The organism is uncultured Eudoraea sp. (genome assembly GCF_947258525.1).
Taxonomy (GTDB): Bacteria; Bacteroidota; Bacteroidia; order Flavobacteriales; family Flavobacteriaceae; genus Eudoraea.
The window spans coordinates 1-23,390 of sequence record NZ_CAMYIP010000011.1 but is presented as its reverse complement, the minus strand read 5'-3'; the positions used below and the strand labels follow the sequence as shown (position 1 = coordinate 23,390).

Genomic DNA, 23,390 nt, shown 5'->3' with positions numbered 1-23,390 from the left:
AATGGGTTATATTCAAATTATCAACGTTTCATTTTCTGTTTTTGCAAAGGGTTCTTCATTAGCTTTTGAAACTCTTTCCTTTTCCTGAAGATACTTATTGCCATAAAGACAGCTTCTTTAAAAGAAGCCGGATCGGCCTTTCCTTTGCCCGCTATTTCATAAGCTGTCCCGTGATCGGGAGAAGTGCGCACTTTTGACAAACCAGCAGTAAAATTCACTCCCTTGCCGAAGGAGAGCGTTTTAAACGGAATTAAACCCTGATCATGGTAGGCAGCTAGAATTGCATCAAAGCTCTTATACCCTTCAGATCCAAAAAAACTGTCAGCCGCATAAGGGCCATATACCAAATGTCCGTCATCTGATAATTCGCGAATAACCGGTTTTAGAACTTCATCATCCTCCTTGCCAATGACACCGTTGTCTCCACTATGAGGATTAATCCCTAAAAGAGCAATTTTTGGTTTTCGTATACCAAAATCCATCTTTAAGGTATTCTCCATAATCCGGATTTTATTGCGAATAAGTTCAGGTGTAATGGCTTCCGGTACATCCTTTACAGCCAAGTGATCTGTAAGTAAACCAATTCTAAGATTATCAGTAACCATGAACATCAAACTTTCCCCTTCCAATTCACTCGCCAGATAATCTGTATGTCCGGGAAAGTTAAAATCTTTAGTTTGTATATTTTTTTTATTGATTGGAGCTGTCACCAATAAATCTATTTCATTATTTTTTAAAGCATTTACAGCGGTCCGAAGCGACTTTAAAGCATATTTACCACTTTCTTCAGTAGCTTGTCCATAGTTAATGTTTGGAGTTTCGGTCCAGGCATTTACTACATTAATTTTACCTGCTATTGCCTTTTGAACTTCTTTAATCCCGTTGTAGCTAATATTAATTTTGAGATCGTTCTTGAATTTCGAAATGGTCTTGTTTGACGCAAAAATAATTGGGGTGCAAAAATCAGTCATTCTGGAATCCTCAAATGTTTTCAGGATTACTTCGCCTCCTATGCCATTTAAATCCCCTATGGAAATCCCAACCCTTATTTTTGCCAATTCCTCCATGTTATCAAACTCTTTATTTCTACTTTTACAGAGCAAAACTACTTATTTTAAACGATACATGTTTACAGGAATAATTGAAACTTTAGGCAAAATTCACAGATTACGAAAAGAAGGAGGTAATCTTCACATAACTGTCAGTTCTCTTATAACGGACGAATTAAAAATAGACCAAAGTGTATCGCACAACGGGGTATGCCTTACGGTCGTAGAAAAAGACACACCTTATTATACAGTTACAGCCATTGATGAAACATTGCAAAAAACAAACCTTTCGGAATTAAAGGAAGGACAGCTGGTTAACCTGGAAAGAGCCATGGTTATGGGTTCCAGATTAGACGGGCACCTGGTTCAGGGCCATGTAGATCAAACAGCTGTTTGCAGCAAAATAATCATGAATGACGGTAGTTGGCTGTTCACTTTTAAATACGATCCGAAACTTAATAATATTACAATTGAAAAAGGATCAATTACAGTAGACGGGGTTAGCTTAACAGTTGTTAATTCTGAAAAAAATGCTTTTAGTGTGGCAATTATCCCCTATACCTATGAGCATACGCGCTTTAAAGAATATGAAATCGGTAGTTTGGTGAATCTGGAATTTGACGTAATTGGTAAATACGTTGCCCGTTATCTGGAACTACAATCCTAACCGAAAAATAATATAGATACTGCTAAGAACATTTGGGTTAATACCAATAACTTAAACTTTAATAAATATTTTTCGTCTGTACATTACATATGCTAACAGTAAATAGAAGGAAACTACCGTCAATGCATACAGGAGTGAAGATAACTCAACCGGCATAATATCGTGAAGGTAAATATTCTGAAACAACCACTGATGTAGTGTTGTTTGCTCATCAATTTTTATTGAATAGAATATTTTGGAAACAAAGCTTGATAAAAAATAAACCGTGATTGCATTAGAGCCGGCGTATCGGAAAATACTGCCAAATTTAATCCCCCTAATATCCGTCAGATAATAAATTAAAGCCAGGAAAATATTAGCCCAACCCGCCGTAACTAATACAAAACTGCTACTCCAAATAGCCTTGTTAATAGGAAACACAAGGTCCCACAGATGACCTATAACAACTAAAACTGTCCCTATTCCAAATAACAGTAATTCCTTCTTGGTTCTTTTTGACAAAAGAATTAAACCTGTAAATATGCCCATCAAAGAAGTGGCTATGGCTGGCAGCGTGCTAAATAATCCTTCGGGATCATAATCCTCCTTGTACATATGGGTGCCAATTATATTAAGGTCTATATAGTTAGCCCAGTTGTTTGGTGCTCTGTCAAATGTTGGTTCCATCCCATTAATAGGAATAAATCCCATCCATATCCAATATCCAAGAACTATTGTTATGCAAATACCAAGAAGTACTTTCCAGTTAAAATTTATAAACAAAATTGCGGCAAAAAAGAAAACGACCCCTATACGCTGCAAGACACCGGGAAACCGGATACTTTCGAAATCTTTAATAAAAGGAAAATAAATTGTAAATGCTCCCAGGAAAAGTCCTAAACCTATTAATTTTAAGGTCCTTACTGTAATTTTTTTATAGGTAGCCGAGCTTGTTGTTTTATTTTTATATGCAAATGCTATGGAGGTACCTACTATAAAAAGAAAGAATGGAAAAACCAGATCTGTAGGGGTGTAACCATGCCATTCAGCATGTAAAAAAGGTGCATAAACATTGGACCAGGTTCCCGGTGTGTTTACCAAAATCATAAGGACTATGGTAAGACCCCTAAAAATATCGACGGAAATAATTCGTTCTTTCACAATTCTATAAAATATTTTCTTTCATACGGTTCCAGATACGAGCTAATAAAATTCCGGAAACAATTGCAATTACCGTTAATATGGAAGCCAGTTTAATTTCCCCGTAAATCCAATAACCTGTGGCAAACATACAAGTATAAATAAGTACACAACCCAAAAGCATTGCAGAAATACCCTGGGGGACACTCCACTTTTCTTTAGGATCTGCAATTACAACCCCATCCGAGTTTGCATCGTTAATGACTTTCTTCCAGCCGGGGCCTCCTGGTTGAATTTTTTTATAGAACTCTCTCAGCACTAATTTGGATTCGGGCTGAGTCATAAAAGTGGCAGCCAACCATATGAATGTGGTCACTAAAACAACAAAAATATACTCAGACCAATCGGGGAACACCCCTGTATCTGCAGCAAATAAAAATGGTCCTACTGCTGTTAGTTTAAGAACAATGGATATTATACCGGAAGCAAACATTGCAGTAATCTCGCTCCAGGCATTTATTCGCCACCAGAACCACCTCAAAATAAAAATTAAACCGGTCCCTGCGCCAAATACCAATAAAACTTCAAATAATTGAAGTGCATTCTGTAATAACAAGGCAAGAAGAGCGCTAAATACCATTAGGACCACAGTGGACAATCTGCCCACCGCAACCAATCGTTTTTCTGAAGCATCGGGGTTTATCTGTTGTTTATAAAAATCATAGACAATATAAGAAGAGCCCCAGTTTAGCTGAGTAGAAATTGTACTCATGTAGGCAGCAACTAAAGAAGCAAGAACCAAGCCCAGAAGCCCGCTGGGTAACTTGGTAAGCATGGCGGAATATGCCAGATCATGTCCTAATTTATCTTCCGTCATGTTTGGGAATGCTTCGTGAATACTGGCAATATCCGGATAAACCACTAATGAGGCCAAAGCCACGAGGATCCAGGGCCATGGCCGTAAAGCGTAATGCATAATGTTGAAGAAAAATGTGGCGCCTATGGCATGGTTTTCATTTTTGGCAGCCAGCATTCTTTGTGCGATATATCCACCGCCACCCGGTTCCGCTCCCGGATACCATGAACTCCACCATTGTACTGCAAGGGGTATAATAAAAAGAGTTATAAGTGCCTGCTTATTGCTAAAGTCTGGCAGTATATTCAGTTTATCCCGGACATTTTCGTTGGCCATAATTGCTTCAATACCTCCTACCTCAGGTAGATTTACCAAATAATATGCGGCACCGATTGCACCTCCCATTGCAACAAAAAATAGCAAAAAATCCGTATATACAACACCTTTAAAGCCCCCTAAGGCACTAAAAGTCACCGTAATTAATCCGGCACTTATTACGGTCTGCCAAGGCTCCAGCCCAAGCATTATTCCACCAATCTTAATAGCTGCCAGGGTAACTGCAGACATTGTGATTACGTTAAAAATAACCCCAAGGTAAACAGCGCGAAACTTTCTTAAAAATCTTGCCGGAGCTCCACCATAACGGATCTCATAAAATTCGAGATCTGTATTTACATTAGATTTTCTCCAAAGCTTGGCATAAACAAATACGGTTAACAGGCCGGTTATTAGAAAGGCCCACCAGACCCAATTCCCTGAAACGCCATTCGTCCTTACAATATCTGTAACCAGATTTGGTGTATCTGTCGAAAATGTGGTTGCCACCATGGAAAGTCCCAATAGCCACCAGGGCATAGTTCGGCCGGATAAGAAAAATTCTGATGTATTTTTTCCGGATTTCTTTGAAACAAGAATCCCGATACTAAGAACAATTGAAAAAAATACAATTATAAATGAATAGTCTAGCGTGCTTAGTTCCATAGTTTGGTTTTGGTCGTGGCATAAAGATATTATTTTTTAGGATACTTTTGTTTTTTGTTCCACAGACCAACTAAATACTAAACAAACTGTTTTGGAAATCACGACTACTTCCTGGATTTTGGCCTTTACTGCTTCTGTAATCCTCGGGATTTCTAAGGCAGGACTTAAAGGTATCGCCATTATTATTGTCACCCTTATGGCACTCGCCTTCGGAGCCAAAGAATCTACCGGTCTTATTGTCCCTTTACTTTTGGTAGGTGATGTCTTTGCGGTGATCTATTACAACAGGCACGCACAATGGAATTATATTTTACGCTTCCTGCCATGGATGGTTTTTGGTATATTAATAGGTGTCTTGGTTGGAAAAGACCTTCCGGAAAAAACATTTAAAATTGGAATGTCTGGTATCATTCTGGTAAGTGTATTATTAATGTACTGGTGGGATCTGAGAAAATCAAAATCGGTCCCTTCACACTGGGCTTTTGGAGGTTTTATGGGCGTAATGGCGGGTATTACCACAATGATAGGAAATTTAGCCGGTGCTTTTTCAAATATCTATTTTTTGGCGATGCGACTCCCTAAAAATGCATTTATCGGTACCGCGGCGTGGCTGTTCCTGATTGTAAATGCCATTAAACTACCTTTTCACATTTTTGTTTGGAAAACAATAAGTTGGGAAACTTTAGTGATAGACCTAAAGCTAATCCCTGGTATCATTTTAGGGTTATTTATTGGGGTGCGGTTGGTTAAAATAATCCGTGAAAAGTTTTACAGGAAAATGATCCTTATTTTAACCGCCATAGGGGCTATCCTCATTCTTTTTCGGTAATGGACAATTTTGTAAGAACAGGGAAATGATCTGAAGGATACCTCAAATCTTTAGAATCACTCAATATAGCATATTTAATAAGCTGAAATCCTGTTTTAGAGAGGAATATATAATCTATCCTCCTTGTTATGGGTTCGGAGAAATTAAACCCGTTAAATGTTCCTTCAGGACCAAAAGCCTTTTCTCCGGCGAGGAGATGGCTATCCTGCATAACACTGGAGAGTAATAAAATACTCGGATGATTTGGTTCCAGGTTAAGATCACCAGTTAGTATAACAGGTAAATTCTGCATATTTAATTCTTGTATTCTTTCCATGATCAATAATGCACTTTCTTTTCTGGCTTCTTCCCCTCTATGGTCAAAATGCGTGTTAAACACCCAGAATTTTTGAGCTCCACCTTTAACTTTAAATAATCCGTAGGTACAGACTCTCTTTATGGCAGCATCCCATCCTTTAGAAGGTACTTGGGGTGTTTCAGAAAGCCAAAAAGTATTTTCTTCAAGTAGTTCCAACTCCTCTGTATTATAGAAAATTGCTGAAAACTCGCCTTTTTTGAGTCCATCCTCCCGCCCTTTTCCAAGATATTTATACCCGGGCATTCCCTGCTTTATTTCTTCCAGCTGATGTAATAATCCTTCCTGGATACCAAAAACATCAGGGCCGTGAAAGTTGAGCTGACCGATTAAAAAGTCCTTTCTGTTGTCCCATCGATTCAGGCTATCAGAAGCAACATCCAATCTAATGTTATAAGAAACAACGGTTATATCCTGGGCATTTAAATTCAGTTCCATGAACATAAATAACATCAGAATTATAAGGTTTCTTTGTATCATAGATTGAATATTTATTGCAAATAAGGACTAGTGAAATTCAATTTTCTCAAGCCGTTTTGCACGTCTTCATTATTCATGAATAAACTCCATAACAGACCAGATCTGTAGTTCTCTATCATTACCGGAATGGGTCCCTGATCTATGGCCAGATATCTGGGCAGATACCAATTATACTCATTACTATATGCATCATACGGTCCGTATATCCCTATAAGCGAGTCCTGTTTCGTATACAATTGTCTTAAAAAATCGATGCTTTCTTCCGGAGTATATGGCATAGAAGATAAGGCTGCCGTTGGTGAAATAACCCCAAGATCATTGCTCGGTTGGTGTCCTGCATAACCTGCCATTGAATAGCTGGAAGTTAGCCCCCATTGATTTTTACCATATCCTTCAAAATCCATTGGGTTGTCTACACAATAAGAATAATGGATCAATGCATGATTAGTGTTTAATTTCCAATAATCCGCAAATTGGTCCTGCAGGCCTTTAGGATCTAATCCTAAGTAAGAATAATGCGCCCAAAACAAAGGCCCTACCGGGTCATTACTGAACTCATAATGGTCTAATTCCGTATCCAAACCATAAAAGATGGTATCATTAAGAATAGCACCCGCCCTGGCCCATCCGTTATCATATACTTTTTTTTCAATTCCATGAGTTGGTGACGCTGCTGCCAGCACATAGAGTACAAGACATTCATTGTAACCACCAATTGCAAAGTTCATTTCCCATCCATATTGCGGGCTCCAATGCCAGTAAAGTACTTCCTCTCCGCCTCTGGTATACCAATCCCATTCAACTTCTTCCCATAGTTTAGTTATCCTCGCTGCCAGCTCTTTTTCTTCAGGTTCGGATTCACTCAGATACTCCTTAACGGTTAGCAAACCCTGCACTAAAAAGGCCGTTTCTACAAGGTCACCTCCATTATCAGCAGGACTAAAAGGATAAACCGTACCATCGGGATTTAACCAATGTGGCCAGGCGCCATGAAAACGATCGGCATTTTCAAGGAAATCAATGATCTTTGTATACCGTTCAATAGCTTCTTCCCTGCTAATATAGCCTCGCTCAACACCAACAAGGATGGCCATTAACCCAAAACCCGATCCCCCAGAAGTTATAATATCTTTGGAATGGTTAGGATAGTTATTGTCTGCATGAAAACGTTCCCTGGCCAGACCCGAAACAGGTTCCGCCCCTTCCCAGAAATAATTAAATGTCTGTTGCTGAACCAGATCTAACAATTCTGAATCTGTAAAAGATGATTCAGTCTCCATGGCAGACTCATTTTCCTTTACTTCAATTGATTTCTGATTGTCGCAGCTTAGAAGTAATAATATGCAAAGCATAGTTACGGCCCAAGGGATGAAAAATTTATGTAACATGCTATGCTGTGTTGAATTTTTATTTGATAAGTTACAAAAACTTTGTCTATTGTTCTTCTTGTAGGAATGCCGTTAAAAAGGATGTAAGAATGACTTTTTTTGATTACCTTGTATATCATAATTTATTCGAAAAAAATAATCATATCAATTATAGAAAGAGAAATAATGAAATTTAATTTAGCTGAAAAACTAGCCATAGTAAAAGCCATTGATGAGGTTATTCTGGTGGATGGAAAAGTTAGTCAAAGTGAAATTGACTTTCTGACCCAATTGATGGATATACTAAAATTTGACCGAATTCTGATAGAAGAAGCCAGGAAAATAACAGCCAAAGAGTGCATGCAAGTGCTGAAAGCCATGCCAGAGAATAAAAAACATGCATTAGGAGTAATGTTAAGTGAGATGGCTAATGCCGACGGGGAATTTAGCGAAGATGAATACCGTCTTGTTTTTAATATTCTCCTGGAAGCCGGTATAGATATTGAATCAGCGCTTGATTAGGTAAGCGGGGTATTATAGTTTATTACAAAGGATAAAATTAAAAATCCGACTTTTCGAAAAAAGTCGGATTTTATATTATAAACCTATTCCTGGCAAATAATGTCAAGAAATATGCCCAGCAAACATCCCTAAAATTCTTTAGTCAGATCAGCTGTGTCATACCATTCTGCAGAATGTATAATTTTGCCGTCATCATTAAAAAAGTAGACTGCATAATATTTTAATCTGGAGTCTTTTCCGGTTTCCGCATTTACCGATTCCCAAAGTCCGTAAACTCGGACATCTCCATTGGGTTTTTGATCCTCTCCCAAGCCCGCAAAATACTGTGCATTGGTTAGTTTTTTGTTATTATACCCTTTCATAAAACCTTTCATAGCTTCTTCCCAGGTAGCTCTGGGCAAGGAGTCGCTTCCTACACTGGGCGGTGACCAGATAAAATCATCGGTGACATATTGCCCAAAGTTAAGGGAGTCATTGTTGGAAAATGCCTCCAAAAAAGCCTTTGTGGTTTCTACATTCTTATGAAATTTTTCCATATTCGGATCCGGCATTGGCGCCTTTGGTTCCTGTACTTTTTCCTGGCAACTTGCCAGAATTACGATAGCAGTAAATAAGAGAATAACTTTTTTCATGTGTTTCAATAATTAGTTAATAGATATAAGTATGTCTTCCTGTGAAGAAATTGGGTACAAACATATAATTTTTGCATACTCAATCATAACCAAGGTGGATGAAGACCCTTTATTATTGTCCGAACGCAGTACTTTTTTTACCGTAGCAAAATAGTCGGTTATATAATTTCATCATTCTCCATTTTGTCATGACCATCATTAAAATGAATGCATCCAACAAAACTTTGGTTCTCAAAAATACTTTAGTAATTTCATACAGTTTCGCATTTTTTATATCAACTTAATATAAAAATACTCCATGAAATTATTCGGAGGTTTCAGGCAGCAATTAATTATGGTATTTACCTTGGAATTTATTTAGTCCGGGTGCGTTTAATTATATTCCTCTCGAATTTTTTATCATCCTCAAGAATTTTATAAAAAGACGTAATAAAATCTTCAGCCGTAGATAGCTGAGCCGCGTCCCGGAAATGGATTTTTAAACCATCAACTACGGCAAAAATTCGTTCTTTGTGAGCAAGGTAGGTCTGTCGTACTTTTTGGAATACTTCTTCATCCCTCATATACCCCTTGTATGCGCGTTGTGTAACCTGATCTATTTGTACAGGTATGTTCTGGATATTAGACACTGTTGCGTAATGTGTATTCACCAACCCTGACATATCAAAATCGTAAGGAACCGAAATAATCTTATCATCAATAAACAAAAGCCGTTGATTGTGTTGAACCCTTGAAGAATAGTCCGTATTTCCTATCATGTATTCAAAAAATGCATTTTCCACCGCGTAAACGGCATCATGCTGCAAGGGATGTATAATCCTTTTTATCTGCTTTCCATTTACACGTTCGGCAACATTATCAATATCCTCAATGAGAAAGCCCTGGATCCTGTGCTCTTTTATTCGTTGTCCTTTCTCTTCAAGAAATTCGAGATCCACCAATCTGGTTTTGAAATGATATGGCGAAATATCTTCATATAGCTTATAGGCCAAATACTCCTTTAGAACATAGTCATTACCATTTCTGCCCTCCAGACACGGAAGAACAACTTTGAGTTTTTTGTTTCCTTCAAAGATTGTCCCTTTTGCTTTAGATTTTTTTATCTTGATTCGCAATGGAACGTAATAACAGTTATTACGCCTGAAATTACCACGGGCTCTGAGCTTAATATCAATGGAATCCCATAGATCTCTCGCATCCTTGTACCAAAGTGTAGACGCTATATAGGTACTATCATTGGTGTTCGCCCTAAGGTTTTTGGTAGAGAATTTTAGTCTTATAGACAATTCTTCCTGATCTTTAAATAGCTCCGTCGTCTCATTAAAACCTGTACTAGCAGCTTGCTGGGATAACATAAAATGACCCAACGACAAATTAAGAAGAAGAAAAATAAATGTTGTTTGGCTTTTCATAATTCCATTTTCAGCCTTCTTAAATATAATCAATTAAATTTCAACATACCATGGCTTCGGGATACCTCAGCAGCTTACTTGCAATCCTTATTTGAGTATAATTCCAATCACCGGATGTTTAGAGTCTAACTTCCTGAAAAGAAAATTTAATCGCTAACTTTCCGGACTAAACCAACCTAAAACCTTTCCAATAAATGAAAAACTTCCCAAATGCCCTTGTCATCATGATCGGGTTTATTCTATTTGCTGCAATCTTAACCTATATCATTCCACAGGGCGAATACCAAAGGGTAATTAATCCGGAAACCAATCAGCTCAGTGTTGTAGACAATTCCTATCAGCAGATAGATGCGCCATCTGTTTCTGTATGGGATACTTTCATGTCCATTCCGGAAGGGTTTATCAATAGAGCCGATTTAATTGCACTTATATTATTAATTGGAGGTAGTTTTTATGTCATAGAAAGAACCGGAGCTTTAAAAGACGGCATTGAATTTCTAACGATGCTCTTGCAGGGAAAGGAAGAAATAGCTCTGATTGTAGTCTCCCTGGCCTTTCTTGCAGGGGGGGCATTAAGTGGGTTACAGGAAGAAATTATTGCCATGACTCCTGTGCTTTTGTATCTATCATCCAGACTGGGTTATAATTCGTTTGTGGCAGTGGCAATAAGTTATGGTTCCGCAATATTGGGAGCCTCATTTAGCCCTATTAATCCTTTTGCCGTGGTTATCGCCCAAAAAGAGACAGGCCTGGAGTTTTTATCGGGTAGTGGTTTCCGTTTAGTGGTTATGGCGATAGCATTTTGCATATGGATGTTTATGGTAATCAGATATGCCAATAAAAATAAGGTTGTTAGTGAAGAAGAGCACATTTTTGAAAAAAAGAACCTGAATACGCGAAGTGCAATAATCCTGGGGTTGGTAGCAATAGCATTTATTATTTTAATTATAGGTATCCTGGAATACAATTGGGGTTTTAATGAAATGTCTGCAGAGTTTTTTATACTGGCCCTGGTGGTAGGCTTGATAGGAAAACTGGGGATAAATGGCACAAGTCTGGCCTATATTGACGGTTTTAAAGCCATGATTTTTGCCTCAATGATCGTTGGCTTATCAAGCAGTATTTCCATAATCCTTGAGCGGGGGTTGATTATTGACAGCATTATATACGGTCTCTTTACCCCTATGCAATATCTTCCGAAAAGCTTGTCGGCTATTTCCATGATGGTATCACAATCGCTTCTACATTTTGTAGTGCCCAGCTATTCCGGTCAGGCCGTTTTAACTATGCCCATATTGGCTCCTTTATCTGATCTTATAGGAATTTCCAGGCAGGTATGTGTTTTGGCCTATCAATATGGTGCCGTAATGACGGATCTGATTATCCCTACCAACGGAGGTTTAATGGCCGTTCTTGCCATTGCAGGGATCTCCTTTGACAAATGGTTTAAATTTGCCCTTAAACTCGTCCTTGTTATTTTGGGCATAAGTGCAATAGCGCTGGTGACTGGCATCTCTATAGGTCTGTAACTTCTTAAAAGCCAATTCACTTTTAGCAGATAATTATAAGAACCTGTTTTATATTATGGAACTGAATTAAGGCCAAAATCAATATGCCCGGGTTCAGGAACAAAATTTTTCCGCAAAGGATTATACTATTTAATATAATGTAAATCTGGTTAGTTCCCGTGTAACCCGTATTTTTGCTCATTCATCAAAAACGAAATCCAAACAAAATCATGAGAAAAACATATTTAGCTTTAATATTTGCATTACTCATTTATGGATCTGCAAGCGCTCAAATTAGCGGTAGTTTAATGCAACATCCTGATGTGTCTGATACACATATTACTTTCATTTATGGGGATGATGTATGGATTTCTCCAAAATCCGGGGGTAAGGCCAGTAAATTAAGTTCGCCAGAAGGGTCTGAAAGTTATCCAAGATTTTCTCCGGATGGTACTATGATTGCCTATACCGCCAACTATCATGGAAATAGCGATATTTATATTATTAATACAAATGGTGGTATTCCCAAACGGCTCACCTATCATGGCATGTTTGACAGGGTCCTGGGGTGGACCCCGGACGGGAAGCATGTGTTGTTTTCATCTTCACGGGAAAGTGGGCGGCAAAGCTTTAGTCAATTTTATACCATTTCAATAGCCGGAGGATCTCCTGAAAAACTACCAATCCCCTATGGTGAATTTGCTTCATTTTCGCCGGATGGAAATAAAATAGCATACACGGACAAATCACGTGTAAACAGAAATTGGAAAAGGTACCGCGGTGGCCGTGCAGCAGATATTATGGTATTTGATCTAAACACATTTGCGACAGAAAATATAACCAATAACAGTGCAAATGATGAATTGCCGATGTGGAATGGAGAAGCAATTTATTACATGTCGGATAACGGGCCGAATGAACGAAATAACTTGTGGAAATATGATCTGGCCAGCAGAACTCATAGCCAGTTAACCAATTTTAAAGATTTTGACATTACTTTCCCGGAAAGCAGTTCCGCTGATATTATTTTTGAAGCAGGTGGAAAATTATATTTATACAATTTAACTTCGGCCACAGAAACCGAGTTAAACATTGAGATAATATCAGATCAAAGGGGGCTCATTCCCGAACAAAAGAATGTTGCTTCTTTTTTACAAAATTCAACCTTATCACCTGATGGTAACAGACTTGTAGTTCAGGCCAGGGGTGAATTATTTAGTTTACCTGCAACAGAAGGTTTTGTAGCAAATATTTCTGCTACCTCGGGCAGTGCCGAACGCAAACCGGCCTGGTCACCTGATGGGAATTCTGTGGCTTGCTGGAGTGACGCATCCGGTGAATATCAATTGATGATTTATGATATGACCGGCAACAAACCGCCAAAAACAATCACGAATTTTACCAGTGGCTTTAATTATTCCATCTATTGGTCTCCCGACAGTAAGAAAATTGTCTATGTAGATCAATCTATGACCATAAATTATATTGATATCAATACCGCCGAGGCAACTAAAGTGGATAAAGGTAAAAGAATGTTCGAAGGTGTTTTACGCGATTTTAGCGTAACATGGTCCCCGGATAGCAAATGGGTTGCTTATGCCAGAAGAAATGATAATATGGCCACTACTGCCATATTTTTATATGACACAGAGAACAAGAAAGTATCTCAGCTTACCTCGGGTTATTATACGGATTTTTCTCCGGCTTTTAGCGCAGATGGCAAACACCTTTTCTTTGCTACCAATAGAACATTCCAGCCGGTATATTCAGATCTGGATAATACTTTTATCTATCCAAACACCAGCAAAATAGCAGTAGGAACCTTAAGCAAATCGGAAAAATCTTTGCTGGCAGTAAAAAATGACGAGGTAGAAACACCTGAAAAGGATGAGGAGAAAGAAGACGATAAGAAGAGTAGTAAAAAAGATAAAGAAACTAAAAAAGAAATTGAACCTACCATCATTGATATTGATGGATTTGAAAGTAGGGTAGAAATGTTAGATGTTGCCCCGGGTAATTTAGGCGATCTAAAGGCCGTGGAAGATAAGCTTTTATTTATGCGTTACCCCAACTCAGGATCTCCCGAGGGCGTTGAACAGTCGCTTGATTATTATGATCTTAAAGAAAGAGAAGTTAAAACCATTATTCCTGATGTTGCAAATTTTGAGGTGTCTGCAGATGGGAAAAAAGTATTGGTTACGCAAGATCAAAAACTGGCAGTAATTGATATTAAAGCAGATCAGAAAATTGAGAAAACGGTCCCTACGGAAAATATGATTATGAATGTGGTTCCTAAAGAAGAGTGGAAACAGCTATTTAATGATGTATGGCGCTTTGAACGCGACTATTTCTACGATCCAAATATGCATGGGGTTGACTGGAATAAAATGAAAACCCGATATGGGCAGTTAGTAGATCAGGCTAGTTCGCGAAGCGATATAAATATTATTATTGGCGATCTTATTGCAGAGTTAAATGCCTCTCATACCTATAATCGTGGTGGTGATTTAGCACAGCGCAAAAGAATGAATATTGGTTATTTGGGTGCTGATTTTAGCCTGGAAAATGGACATTACAGAATAAAAAAAATAATCTCGGGTGCCCCCTGGGATATTGAAGTGCGTTCACCATTAGAAAAACCGGGTGTAGACGTAAAAGAAGGTGATTACATTCTGGCGGTAAATGGCCAGTTAATAGATCCTACAAAACCAATTTTTGCTTCATTTCAGGGATTGGCTGATGTAGCCGTACAAATCACAGTAAACAGCAGTCCGTCACTTATTGGTTCAAAAAAAGTTGTTGTAAAACCAATCCCCTCCGAAACCAGGTTACGACATTTATCCTGGATAGAAGGTAATCGCCAACGGGTAGACAGGGAAACCAATGGTAAAATTGGATACGTCTATGTACGAAGTACCGGGCGAGATGGTCAAAATGAACTGGTTAGGCAATTTTATGCCCAGATGAATAAAGAAGGTATGATTATAGATGAACGTTTCAATAGTGGCGGTCAAATCCCTGACAGGTTCATTGAATTATTAGATCGCAAACCTTTGGCCTTTTGGGCCGTTAGAGATGGTAGCGATTGGTCATGGCCCCCTGCCGGTAATTTTGGTCCAAAAGTCATGCTTATCAATGGCTTTAGCGGCTCCGGAGGAGATGCTTTTCCGGATTATTTTAAAAAGAGGGGACTTGGGCCACTGATCGGCACACGCACATGGGGTGGTTTGATTGGAATTTCCGGAGCGCCTGGTCTAATAGACAATGGTATTATTACTGTGCCAACCTTTAGAATGTACGACCCGGATGGAACCTGGTTCAAAGAAGGACACGGCGTAGATGCAGATATTGAAGTTGTGGAAGATTTTCAGAAATTGGCAAATGGCACAGATGCACAACTTGAGGCTGGTATTAAAGAAGTTATGAAATTGCTAAACAGTAATAGCAGCTTTAAGCAGCCTGCCAGACCAGCTTATGAAAACCGCAATTAGACCAATGTTCTATTATGCCAACTAGCATTCTAAAAGGACTGTGGCATTTGTTGTTGCCAGAGTTTGTAGTAGACACCTTTGCTATTGTATAGCTCACTATGCGAGCCTTGCTCCATTACTTTGCCTCTGGTTAATACAACTATCTTGTGGGCCCTGAAAACTGTACTCAATCTGTGGGCTATGATCACGACAGTTTTGTTGGTCTCATTAAAGCTGTCAACCGCTTTCTGGACATAGCTTTCCGAACTGCTGTCCAAAGCCGACGTTGCCTCATCCAAAACCAACACTTCCGGATTTTTGTATAATGCCCTGGCAATAGCAATTCGCTGTTTTTGACCACCTGAAAGGGTAGCGCCATTTTCTCCCAGATAAGTATTAAAGCCATTTGGGAGGTTTTCGATAAAATCTAAAATTCCAATCCTTTTACAGATTTGAATAACCCTTTCCATTTCAGGGGCAAATTCGCCTACTGCAATATTTTCTATGACATCTCCTGCGAACAGGTCAATTTTCTGTGGAACCACGGAAACTAAATTCCTCAGACTTGTTTTATCTGCGTATTTCAAATCAATTTCCCCTATGGAAATAGTTCCTTTTTGAATTGGATAGAGATTTTGTAATAAAGATATAAGCGTAGATTTTCCAGAGCCACTTTCTCCCACTATAGCGGTAATCTTACCTTTGGGGATAAGTAAATTTAACCTTTTAAAGACCTCAACCCTGGTGCCATATCTGAAGGTGACATCTTTGAAATGTATGTCGCCAAGATTTTCCCTTTTTATAATAATCCTGTTTTCATCTTCCTCCCTTTGCAGATCCATTATCTCAAATAAACGCTCTGCAGCAATCAGAGCATTCTGTATTTGCCGGTTAGACCCTATAAGACTTGCTGCCGGCCCTGTAAAATAGCCTACAATAGCATAAAAAGACATTAGTTCTCCGGGCGTGATATCCCGATTTATGACAAAGTAAGTACCGCTCCACAAAAGGATGATTGTAAACAGTTTGGATATAGAATCACTGCCGGTAGCGGAGAATACTGAGTTTAATGCTGAGTTATACGCTGTCTTTAATAAGCTTATAAATTTAGTTTCCGTCTTTATATTAGCAAAGCTTTCCAGCCCAAATCGTTTTATGGTACCAACAGCATTTAGGGATTCTACCAACTGACTTTCCAATTCTGCTGATTTTTCCATGATCTTTCGTTCCGTTTTTCTGTTTAGAGCATTAACAATAAAATAAACGGCCGCATAAACCGGAATAACGGTTAACATGATAAGTGCCAATTTCCAGTAGAACGAAAACATAATGCCAAAAGAGAAGAAAATTATTAGCACGTTTACAGTAAGGTTTAAGGAAACTCCGTTAATAAATGTTCTGATCTTTACCGCATCATTAATTCGGGAAATGATTTCGCCAACGCGCATTGTGTCGAAGAATTGCTGGGGTAATTTTAAAAGATGTTTGTAATAGCCAAGGATAAGACGAACATCAATCTGCTGACCAGATTTTATCAAAAAAACATCCTTAAATACGCCAATCAGCAATTGTAAAATCAGTAAAAGCAACATAATGATGCTTAATAAATTTAATAACCTGGTATTCCCGCCAATAAAAACAAAGTCGGTTAATTTTTGAATATAAATAGACGTTGAAAAACCCAAAAGTGTATACACTACAGCTCCGGCAAATGCTTGCAGGAGCACCCATTTATGAGGTTTTAAAAGAAACCAGAAGCGTTTATAAACCGAGACTTTTTCATTGCCTTTACTAAAATTCTCTTTAGGTGATAGGAGTACCAAAACCCCTGTCCATTCTTTTTGAAACTCTTCATGAGTCTTTTTTTGGAGTTTGCCAAAGGCAGGGTCCATGATAGAAATATGCCGTTTATTCACTTCATAGATTACAGTATAATGATGCAATACTTCTTTCACAATAACATGTGCTATTGCGGGCTTAGGTATTTTAAAAAGGCTATCAAAATCTCCCCTTACCCCTTTGGCATTAAATCCTAATTTTTGTGCAGCTTCCAAAAGACCCAAAACATTGGTGCCTTTTTTATCAGTACCTGCATATTGCCTAATCCTGGCTATTGGAATATGAAGTTCATAATGGGATGCTATGGATGCCAAACAGGCTGCACCACAATCTGTGATATCGTGCTGTTTAATGGTAATTCTTGCCATAAGGTTCCGCTTTAGTCAACAATATATAGGGGTGGGCTGCAGCCAGACTGCAAATTGAACTGAATTAATACGAAGAAACCACCTCTGCTATGAAGTGGTTTTCTTTCTTATTATTTATGCCAGGCGGATAAAACTACACTGGGAATAATAAAAATAGGGGATAACTTTGTAAAATTTCCCTGATTTCCGCGCCTATATTGCGCCCATTATTATAATCCGTTTTTGTGCCTCCATTAATAGTTTGAAGATCAATTGGTCTTAGCTCTTTTATCGTCATAATTTTTATTTATTTAATTAAACATATACTTCTAACGCCCATTGCGCACCTGGATGTCATTATCAGCTAAGATCTTTGTATTCACTGCATAAACTCCTCATAGTACATGATAATATTATAAGTTTGATAGACCAGGCAAAATATTATTCATCCCATGAAACAGGCAAGCATATATAAACCCGTATTTAATCCTGATATAACCGCTCATAACAGCGAATAATACCTGAGGAAATGTAAGTAATGGAAAAAACAAAAATTTGCCAAGAGTTAATTCTGCAAAATCTAAATGGAGCAATGCAAAAACTATTATTGAAAAATAATAGATCCATCTGAAATTTGCATCCCAAAAGCTTGAAAAATTTCTCGAATACTTTTTAGATATTAAATAAGTGAATACGGCTATTAGAATTGAAGATATTATTCTAACCCATAAATGTTCTTCGATGTCCAAATTTCCTACTCCGTAACCCAATCTGGAGATAAGGATATAGGAAAGAAGTAAAATAGAAATTGATAAATATATTGGTTTAAAGACAAGTGACAATCTTAATGTGGTCTCTTCAAGAATAGGCCCTATAATCAGGGCATACAACATAAAATTCAGTGGTGACATCATTTCCCTGATTTTAGCTGCAGGAGGACTGCCTAAATCAATTGATATGATAAATATTATTGTAACCCATAGTATGAGAAAAAACAAATGGATCAAATAAAATGTAAGAGTAGCACTGAGATTCTTTTTTACATCGTAATATTTGGTCAGATTGTTATCCGGGTCTTTTACGAAATTGATTATTATAATTATTTTCCGTAGTACAATTTCTTTGAAAGAGAATTTTTCTTGATTATCCATAGTCTGAGGTTGATACTAGTATTTTGATTAAACAACAGTATATGAAATTAAAAGGGTAAGTTTTGTTAGCCCTGCTAAATTTAAGAATTCGGTGATTTTCATATAGTTAATATTTACAAAGGCGAATAGGATTGAATTGTAAAAAGTCACTCCAATGAAAGAAGTGACTTTTAGAGTCTGTAGATCTTGTTAACCGCGAACAAGACCAAACGCCCAATCTACAATATCACCAAAGGTCTGGACACCATGTCTGATATGATCGCCCACTGCATGTCCAAAACCATAGTCCCTTTTAGTACCACCATTGATTGCCGTTACTTCGTTTATATTTAAATGTTTAAATTCCATATTTTTTAGATTTAAATAGTTATTTAATTCAACTTTTCAGTGCTTTTCTACACCATTAATTCCATCCCAAAAACCGTGGGCAAAATCGAGGCCTCTCCCCGCCATATCGCCTGCCATAAAAGCCAATATTTCATACCAGGCCGGCTTATAACCGCCAGCTGTATTTTTCAATTCATTTTTATCTAAATTTCTCATACTTATTGTCATTTCATTTAATTAGAATAATTCTGTTCCATTTTTAAAACCCTTCCACCAGGCAGATACCGTTCTTCCGACAACCACCGCCGTGTCTGTAATAAACCTTGGTGGCGCCCCGGCAAAGCCCCCCTGAATATTATTTATTTCATATAAACTCAATTCTTTTAAATTTTCCATCTTATTTATTTTTAATTACACATTATGTTTATAACCCTCCATTGCGCACCTGGATGATCTGTTACCGGCTAATATCAAGACTTTCACCGCAAACCACCTGCATACAGTTTCAAAATTATTGGTGTGCAAGAGAATTACTGGCAGGATCTAACCAATTGTTCATTTTATCATAAAGTAGTTCGAAAAGCGTACGCCTGCTCAACCTAAAATTAGCGTTAAGGGTCATCCCTTTTTTTAGATTTCCCCTAAATCCGTTTTTTAGCAAGAGGTATTTCTGATCCAAACTACAACGTACTTTAAACACAGATTGGTCTTCAAGGAATTCAATATCTTTTCCTATCTCAACTACTTTCCCGGATGCAAGTCCCCATTGGCTGTAGTCATATGCATCTATCTGATATTTGGCAGTATCCTGCTCTTTAATAAGGCCAATATCTGCGGGGCTTACATAACATTCTACCAGCAGTTCTGTATTTGGGGAAATTTGAGCCAGTACCGTACCTGCTATTACGAAACTTCCTGTTTCCTGCTGCTTTATATTTAGTAAAGTTCCGCTCACGGGGGCAGTAATAACAAACCTGCTTTTGCTCTCCACAAGTTGATCATACTTTGCCTGCAACTCTTTAAGGGTGATGTTGTACTGCGATAGTTCTGCCTGCCATTCATTTTGTTGCCGATTTCTGTGTTGGAATATTTCAGATTTCGCCAGGTCGTATTCAAATTTATGATTGTCGTATTCTGCCCTTGCAATTACCCCTTTTTCATATAAGGGTTTATACCGTTCAAAATCGCGTTTTCTTTTTTGCAATCGAATCTGAAGCTCGTCCAGTTTTTGATGATATTGAAGGTAACTCTTCTGATACCTGGCAGAATTAATGTCTGAAAGTCTCACTTTTTTTTGCCTTAAAAGCAGGCTTAGATCTTGAATATAGGCAAGTTTTTCCCTGGTTTGAAAATCAGAAAAGGCAAGCTTCTGGTCTATCCCCTGATCATTCAGGATTAGGAGTGTGTCTCCTTTAGCTACTTTTTTATTGTTGAAAAGACCGTTGTAAATTACCTGTCCGGAATTAATTAGGCTTATGTGCACACGTTCAATATCAGGCTTAATAATGCCCCTGGCCTGGGAAATGACATCTATTTTTATAAAAGGCAGCGCTATAAATGCCCCTATTAGTATGAGCAGAATGAGTAGGTATATAACCTTGCTTCCGGTACTGTGCTTAAACTTGTGTACTTCGGCGGTGTTTTCGAGGATCTCCCTGGGAAAAACCTTTTTCATAATTCCATTATGCTAAAAATTGAACCTAATTATGGGAATGGTTTTGGGAAAACAATATATACCCCTCAACTGCAAAGGAGGTGCAACATGTCCGGGAGTTTCAATGAAACTTGCGGTGCCCTATGAAACCATGGAAAGTCTATGGTTTTCGTACAAAGTTATTTTTGGAATAGTCCATATATTTAGGTAGCTGTTGGTTTGGGATAAAATGTTGGCAGAAATCTGCTTATACGGACGGACTGTCCGGATGTTTGAACCGGTAGGCCACATAAAGCAAGTTGGCAACAATAATAGCAGGCAACTCGGCATACAGAATTTAAAATCATATGAAAACAATAAGATTAATTGCAATTCTCACTTTGATTTTTGGAAATCTGTCCTCGCAAGAGGACTATAAACGACCGGATTATGAACTTATAAAAACGGAGATAACCAATTCTGATTCCAGGTTTAGCTATCCTGATTTGTATAATAGGTTTGTTCAAAACGATACTACCTTAGATAAGGATGATTATATTCATTTATATTATGGATTTATTTACAATGATAAATATGTAAATTATGAGGATTCAGTTGATATAATTAATATAATTAGAAAAATTGATACCTACGCCCAGATACCTGAAAATCAATTAACATCCAGCGATAATGATTCGCTATTTAAATACACCAACTTGATCCTTGAAAAAAGCCCTTACAATATCGGAGATTTAAGTCAATTGACTTACTATTATCATAAAAAGGGAGATCTAGATAATGAAAAAAGATATTTGTATAAAGTAAAAATGATTATTGAGACGATTCTTTCAAGTGGAGATGGGAAAAGTGAATCTTCAGCATTTCATGTTATATCAACTCAACACGAGTATGATATTTTACGTATAAAGAGGTTTCAACCAGTGATGCAAAAACTTGTAGGTGATGATTACCATTATAATAAAGGTGAGTTATACCACTATATTAAAGTGAGAAAAAATAAAGAAAAGATTAAAGGGATTTACTTTGATGTTACCAAGATTTTTGAACCTCTAATAACAGGTAACTAAGAAATTACAATTGCCAACAATGTGTAAAGTGCATGCGGGTTTCGGCAGTTTTCGAGGGCTAGTGGCTCGTAAGAAAAGTTAGTGTAACTTGACAGGAAATCGCTTCGTAGTCTCGCACGACACCATACACTCAACGTTGTACTCAATGTTGAAAAAACTTTTAGAAAGTCATAAATAAGTGAACAAATTTGAAGGAACTTGGTTAATGATTAAGGGTGCAGATACTTACTGGTATCCAGAATTTATTGAGTTCAAAAATGACCAAATTATCTATTACAAACTTTCGAAAAAAGCTGAAAACGGACTATTGGAGAAAAAACAAAATCATGTTGAAAAATTATCCCAAACAAAACATGAATTTGTCGCGGATAATCGGATTCGGATATATCGAATGGGGGAAAAGCAAATTGTAATAAGCGAAACTGAGTCGATTACGGAAGACACCAAGTTCGCAACAGATTATGAAAGAATTGAGCCAACAAAAACAAAATTGACCCGTAAAGAAATTCAACAGATAGATTTAAAAGCGGAATGGAATGAAGAAATAATCCCGATAGTCTTTAACAAAAATTTGGACAGCCCGGCTATTCAGGAAGTCAACAAAAGACTAAAAAAAGAAGGGCAAAAATTGCTGTTAGAAAGTCTGCAAGGGACGTATTTCGCATCAATTTACGATAATGGGGAAAGAAGAACGCTTATTGGGATTAAGGAAATGGACAAAGAAAAAGCAGTTCTTTTCGGTTTTCCCGAGAAACCTTATGAAATTATTGCAACATCAGTAAAAAAAAACACTGGCTACAACAATGTATAACCGCAATTTATTGCACTGTTCGCTTAGCTCGGAACGGCTTATTCGACTACCCTTCAACTGCGCTCAGGGCGGGCTCTAGCTAATCCAATCAGTAATTACTAAAGTATATGTCAAACTGAAAATTAACCCATATAAACACCTAACTGACGGTTATACTAGACCGTTATAGAACAAATTTAAATTTGAACCAATGAAACAAATGACCAAAATTATTATTCCTGTTATATTATTAATCAATTTTCATAACGTATTCGGGCAAAACGATGTGACTCAAATTCCTGCTACCAATATATACCAGGCGATAGCAAATTCGGAGTTCGATGTTGTAATACGAATAGACAAGGATATGAATGATGAGGAAATTAATTCCCGAATTGGTGTTTTACGCAATTTTGTTGAAGGCATTGAAATCTTATACTCACGGGATGAATCAGGAAATATTAAAACACTTTCAAGCTCTGGCGGTAAATCTAGTGGCTCCTGTAAATCCGATGATTTCGATTTTCTAATAATTTCATTAAAAGATAATAAGTGGAATGGGTGTATGATTTCCGATAAAAAATAAAACTCTTTGTTGTATTTTAAAGAAATACGTTCTGCAATAACTGCAATAATTAAGCGCAACGCTAAAGAATATTAGCATCTTGAAAGAAACTAATGAAATTGAAATATTATTTAATAATAGCACTGATATTTAGTTTTGGATGCAATAAAACACCAGATGAGCCAATTATTGCCGATGCAACCTCAATATCGGGAAAATGGAAAGAAACCGAAGCTTTTATCAGTGCCGGTGGTCCACAATACTGGGTAAATGTTAAAAATGGAGAGGAAATTGAGTTTCTTATAAACGGAACTTTTACATCAGACAGATTTGCCGAATGTATTGGTGGAAATTATTCAATTGCAGATAATGAATTACAACTAAATTATAACTGTGATGGATT

At 37.5% G+C, this 23,390-nt stretch carries 22 protein-coding genes; 9 read left to right on the top strand and 13 right to left on the bottom strand.

Annotated features, from left to right (window positions below):
* Nucleotides 1–20 precede the first annotated feature (20 nt).
* The gene (pdxA, locus tag Q0X89_RS00475) at nt 21–1,067 is read right to left on the bottom strand and encodes a 4-hydroxythreonine-4-phosphate dehydrogenase PdxA (protein WP_297690691.1); all 1,047 of its coding nucleotides are present in this window, start codon (nt 1,065–1,067) and stop codon (nt 21–23) included.
* Between the two features lie 58 nt (nt 1,068–1,125).
* Here pdxA and Q0X89_RS00470 point away from each other — a divergent pair, with 58 nt between their 5' ends.
* Nucleotides 1,126–1,716 (top strand): riboflavin synthase, encoded by a 591-nt coding sequence (locus Q0X89_RS00470; protein ID WP_297690645.1) that lies wholly within the window; start codon nt 1,126–1,128, stop codon nt 1,714–1,716.
* A 51-nt stretch (nt 1,717–1,767) separates the two neighbouring features.
* On the opposite strand, the gene Q0X89_RS00465 is transcribed toward Q0X89_RS00470, so the two are convergent.
* Both Q0X89_RS00465 and Q0X89_RS00460 read right to left on the bottom strand, forming a co-directional pair.
* On the bottom strand, nt 1,768–2,856 hold the full coding sequence (locus Q0X89_RS00465) for a heparan-alpha-glucosaminide N-acetyltransferase domain-containing protein (protein ID WP_297690644.1): 1,089 nt from the start codon (nt 2,854–2,856) through the stop codon (nt 1,768–1,770).
* Nucleotides 2,857–2,860: 4 nt separating this feature from the next.
* Nucleotides 2,861–4,672: a sodium:solute symporter family protein gene (locus Q0X89_RS00460; protein WP_297690643.1), complete on the bottom strand. Its 1,812-nt coding sequence runs from the start codon at nt 4,670–4,672 to the stop codon at nt 2,861–2,863.
* A gap of 91 nt (nt 4,673–4,763) precedes the next feature.
* On the opposite strand from Q0X89_RS00460, the gene Q0X89_RS00455 reads away from it, so the two are divergent.
* A complete protein-coding gene (locus Q0X89_RS00455) occupies nt 4,764–5,501 on the top strand; it encodes a sulfite exporter TauE/SafE family protein (protein WP_297690642.1) in 738 nt (245 codons plus the stop codon).
* Here the strand turns inward: Q0X89_RS00455 and Q0X89_RS00450 are convergent.
* Both Q0X89_RS00450 and Q0X89_RS00445 read right to left on the bottom strand, forming a co-directional pair.
* Nucleotides 5,485–6,336, bottom strand: a complete 852-nt coding sequence (locus Q0X89_RS00450) for an endonuclease/exonuclease/phosphatase family protein (RefSeq protein WP_297690641.1) — start codon at nt 6,334–6,336, stop codon at nt 5,485–5,487. The genes Q0X89_RS00455 and Q0X89_RS00450 overlap by 17 nt on opposite strands.
* 11 nt (nt 6,337–6,347) lie before the next feature.
* Nucleotides 6,348–7,724 (bottom strand): glucoamylase family protein, encoded by a 1,377-nt coding sequence (locus Q0X89_RS00445; protein ID WP_297690640.1) that lies wholly within the window; start codon nt 7,722–7,724, stop codon nt 6,348–6,350.
* A gap of 165 nt (nt 7,725–7,889) precedes the next feature.
* Here Q0X89_RS00445 and Q0X89_RS00440 point away from each other — a divergent pair, with 165 nt between their 5' ends.
* On the top strand, nt 7,890–8,225 hold the full coding sequence (locus Q0X89_RS00440; protein WP_297690639.1) for a TerB family tellurite resistance protein: 336 nt from the start codon (nt 7,890–7,892) through the stop codon (nt 8,223–8,225).
* Between the two features lie 128 nt (nt 8,226–8,353).
* Here Q0X89_RS00440 and Q0X89_RS00435 read toward each other — a convergent pair whose 3' ends face one another.
* Together Q0X89_RS00435 and Q0X89_RS00430 are read right to left on the bottom strand one after the other, a co-directional pair.
* Nucleotides 8,354–8,857, bottom strand: a complete 504-nt coding sequence (locus Q0X89_RS00435; protein WP_297690638.1) for a membrane lipoprotein lipid attachment site-containing protein — start codon at nt 8,855–8,857, stop codon at nt 8,354–8,356.
* Nucleotides 8,858–9,210: 353 nt separating this feature from the next.
* On the bottom strand, nt 9,211–10,269 hold the full coding sequence (locus tag Q0X89_RS00430; RefSeq protein ID WP_297690637.1) for a hypothetical protein: 1,059 nt from the start codon (nt 10,267–10,269) through the stop codon (nt 9,211–9,213).
* A gap of 194 nt (nt 10,270–10,463) precedes the next feature.
* Here Q0X89_RS00430 and Q0X89_RS00425 point away from each other — a divergent pair, with 194 nt between their 5' ends.
* Complete coding sequence (locus tag Q0X89_RS00425; RefSeq protein ID WP_297690636.1) at nt 10,464–11,798, top strand: Na+/H+ antiporter NhaC family protein; 1,335 nt, start codon at nt 10,464–10,466, stop codon at nt 11,796–11,798.
* 209 nt (nt 11,799–12,007) lie between these two features.
* Nucleotides 12,008–15,268 (top strand): S41 family peptidase, encoded by a 3,261-nt coding sequence (locus Q0X89_RS00420; RefSeq protein ID WP_297690635.1) that lies wholly within the window; start codon nt 12,008–12,010, stop codon nt 15,266–15,268.
* A gap of 29 nt (nt 15,269–15,297) precedes the next feature.
* Here the strand turns inward: Q0X89_RS00420 and Q0X89_RS00415 are convergent, their stop codons facing one another.
* The 6 genes from Q0X89_RS00415 to Q0X89_RS00390 form a co-directional block, all read right to left on the bottom strand.
* Nucleotides 15,298–17,454: a peptidase domain-containing ABC transporter gene (locus Q0X89_RS00415; protein WP_297690634.1), complete on the bottom strand. Its 2,157-nt coding sequence runs from the start codon at nt 17,452–17,454 to the stop codon at nt 15,298–15,300.
* 392 nt (nt 17,455–17,846) lie between these two features.
* Entirely contained in the window at nt 17,847–18,584 is a 738-nt protein-coding gene (locus Q0X89_RS00410) for a CPBP family glutamic-type intramembrane protease (protein ID WP_297690633.1), read from the bottom strand.
* A gap of 189 nt (nt 18,585–18,773) precedes the next feature.
* Entirely contained in the window at nt 18,774–18,932 is a 159-nt protein-coding gene (locus Q0X89_RS00405) for a hypothetical protein (protein ID WP_297690632.1), read from the bottom strand.
* A 36-nt stretch (nt 18,933–18,968) separates the two neighbouring features.
* Nucleotides 18,969–19,127: a hypothetical protein gene (locus Q0X89_RS00400; RefSeq protein WP_297690631.1), complete on the bottom strand. Its 159-nt coding sequence runs from the start codon at nt 19,125–19,127 to the stop codon at nt 18,969–18,971.
* 21 nt (nt 19,128–19,148) lie between these two features.
* Nucleotides 19,149–19,307, bottom strand: a complete 159-nt coding sequence (locus Q0X89_RS00395) for a hypothetical protein (RefSeq protein ID WP_297690630.1) — start codon at nt 19,305–19,307, stop codon at nt 19,149–19,151.
* Between the two features lie 115 nt (nt 19,308–19,422).
* A complete protein-coding gene (locus tag Q0X89_RS00390; protein WP_297690629.1) occupies nt 19,423–20,586 on the bottom strand; it encodes an HlyD family efflux transporter periplasmic adaptor subunit in 1,164 nt (387 codons plus the stop codon).
* A gap of 326 nt (nt 20,587–20,912) precedes the next feature.
* Between Q0X89_RS00390 and Q0X89_RS00385 the strand changes: the two genes are divergently transcribed.
* The 4 genes from Q0X89_RS00385 to Q0X89_RS00370 form a co-directional block, all read left to right on the top strand.
* On the top strand, nt 20,913–21,632 hold the full coding sequence (locus Q0X89_RS00385; protein WP_297690628.1) for a DUF4919 domain-containing protein: 720 nt from the start codon (nt 20,913–20,915) through the stop codon (nt 21,630–21,632).
* Nucleotides 21,633–21,810: 178 nt separating this feature from the next.
* Nucleotides 21,811–22,443: a hypothetical protein gene (locus Q0X89_RS00380; protein WP_297690627.1), complete on the top strand. Its 633-nt coding sequence runs from the start codon at nt 21,811–21,813 to the stop codon at nt 22,441–22,443.
* A 199-nt stretch (nt 22,444–22,642) separates the two neighbouring features.
* Nucleotides 22,643–23,008, top strand: coding sequence for a hypothetical protein (locus tag Q0X89_RS00375; protein ID WP_297690626.1), 366 nt, complete (start codon nt 22,643–22,645; stop codon nt 23,006–23,008).
* Between the two features lie 92 nt (nt 23,009–23,100).
* A partial coding sequence (locus Q0X89_RS00370) for a hypothetical protein (RefSeq protein ID WP_297690625.1) occupies nt 23,101–23,390 on the top strand: 290 nt, incomplete at its 3' end.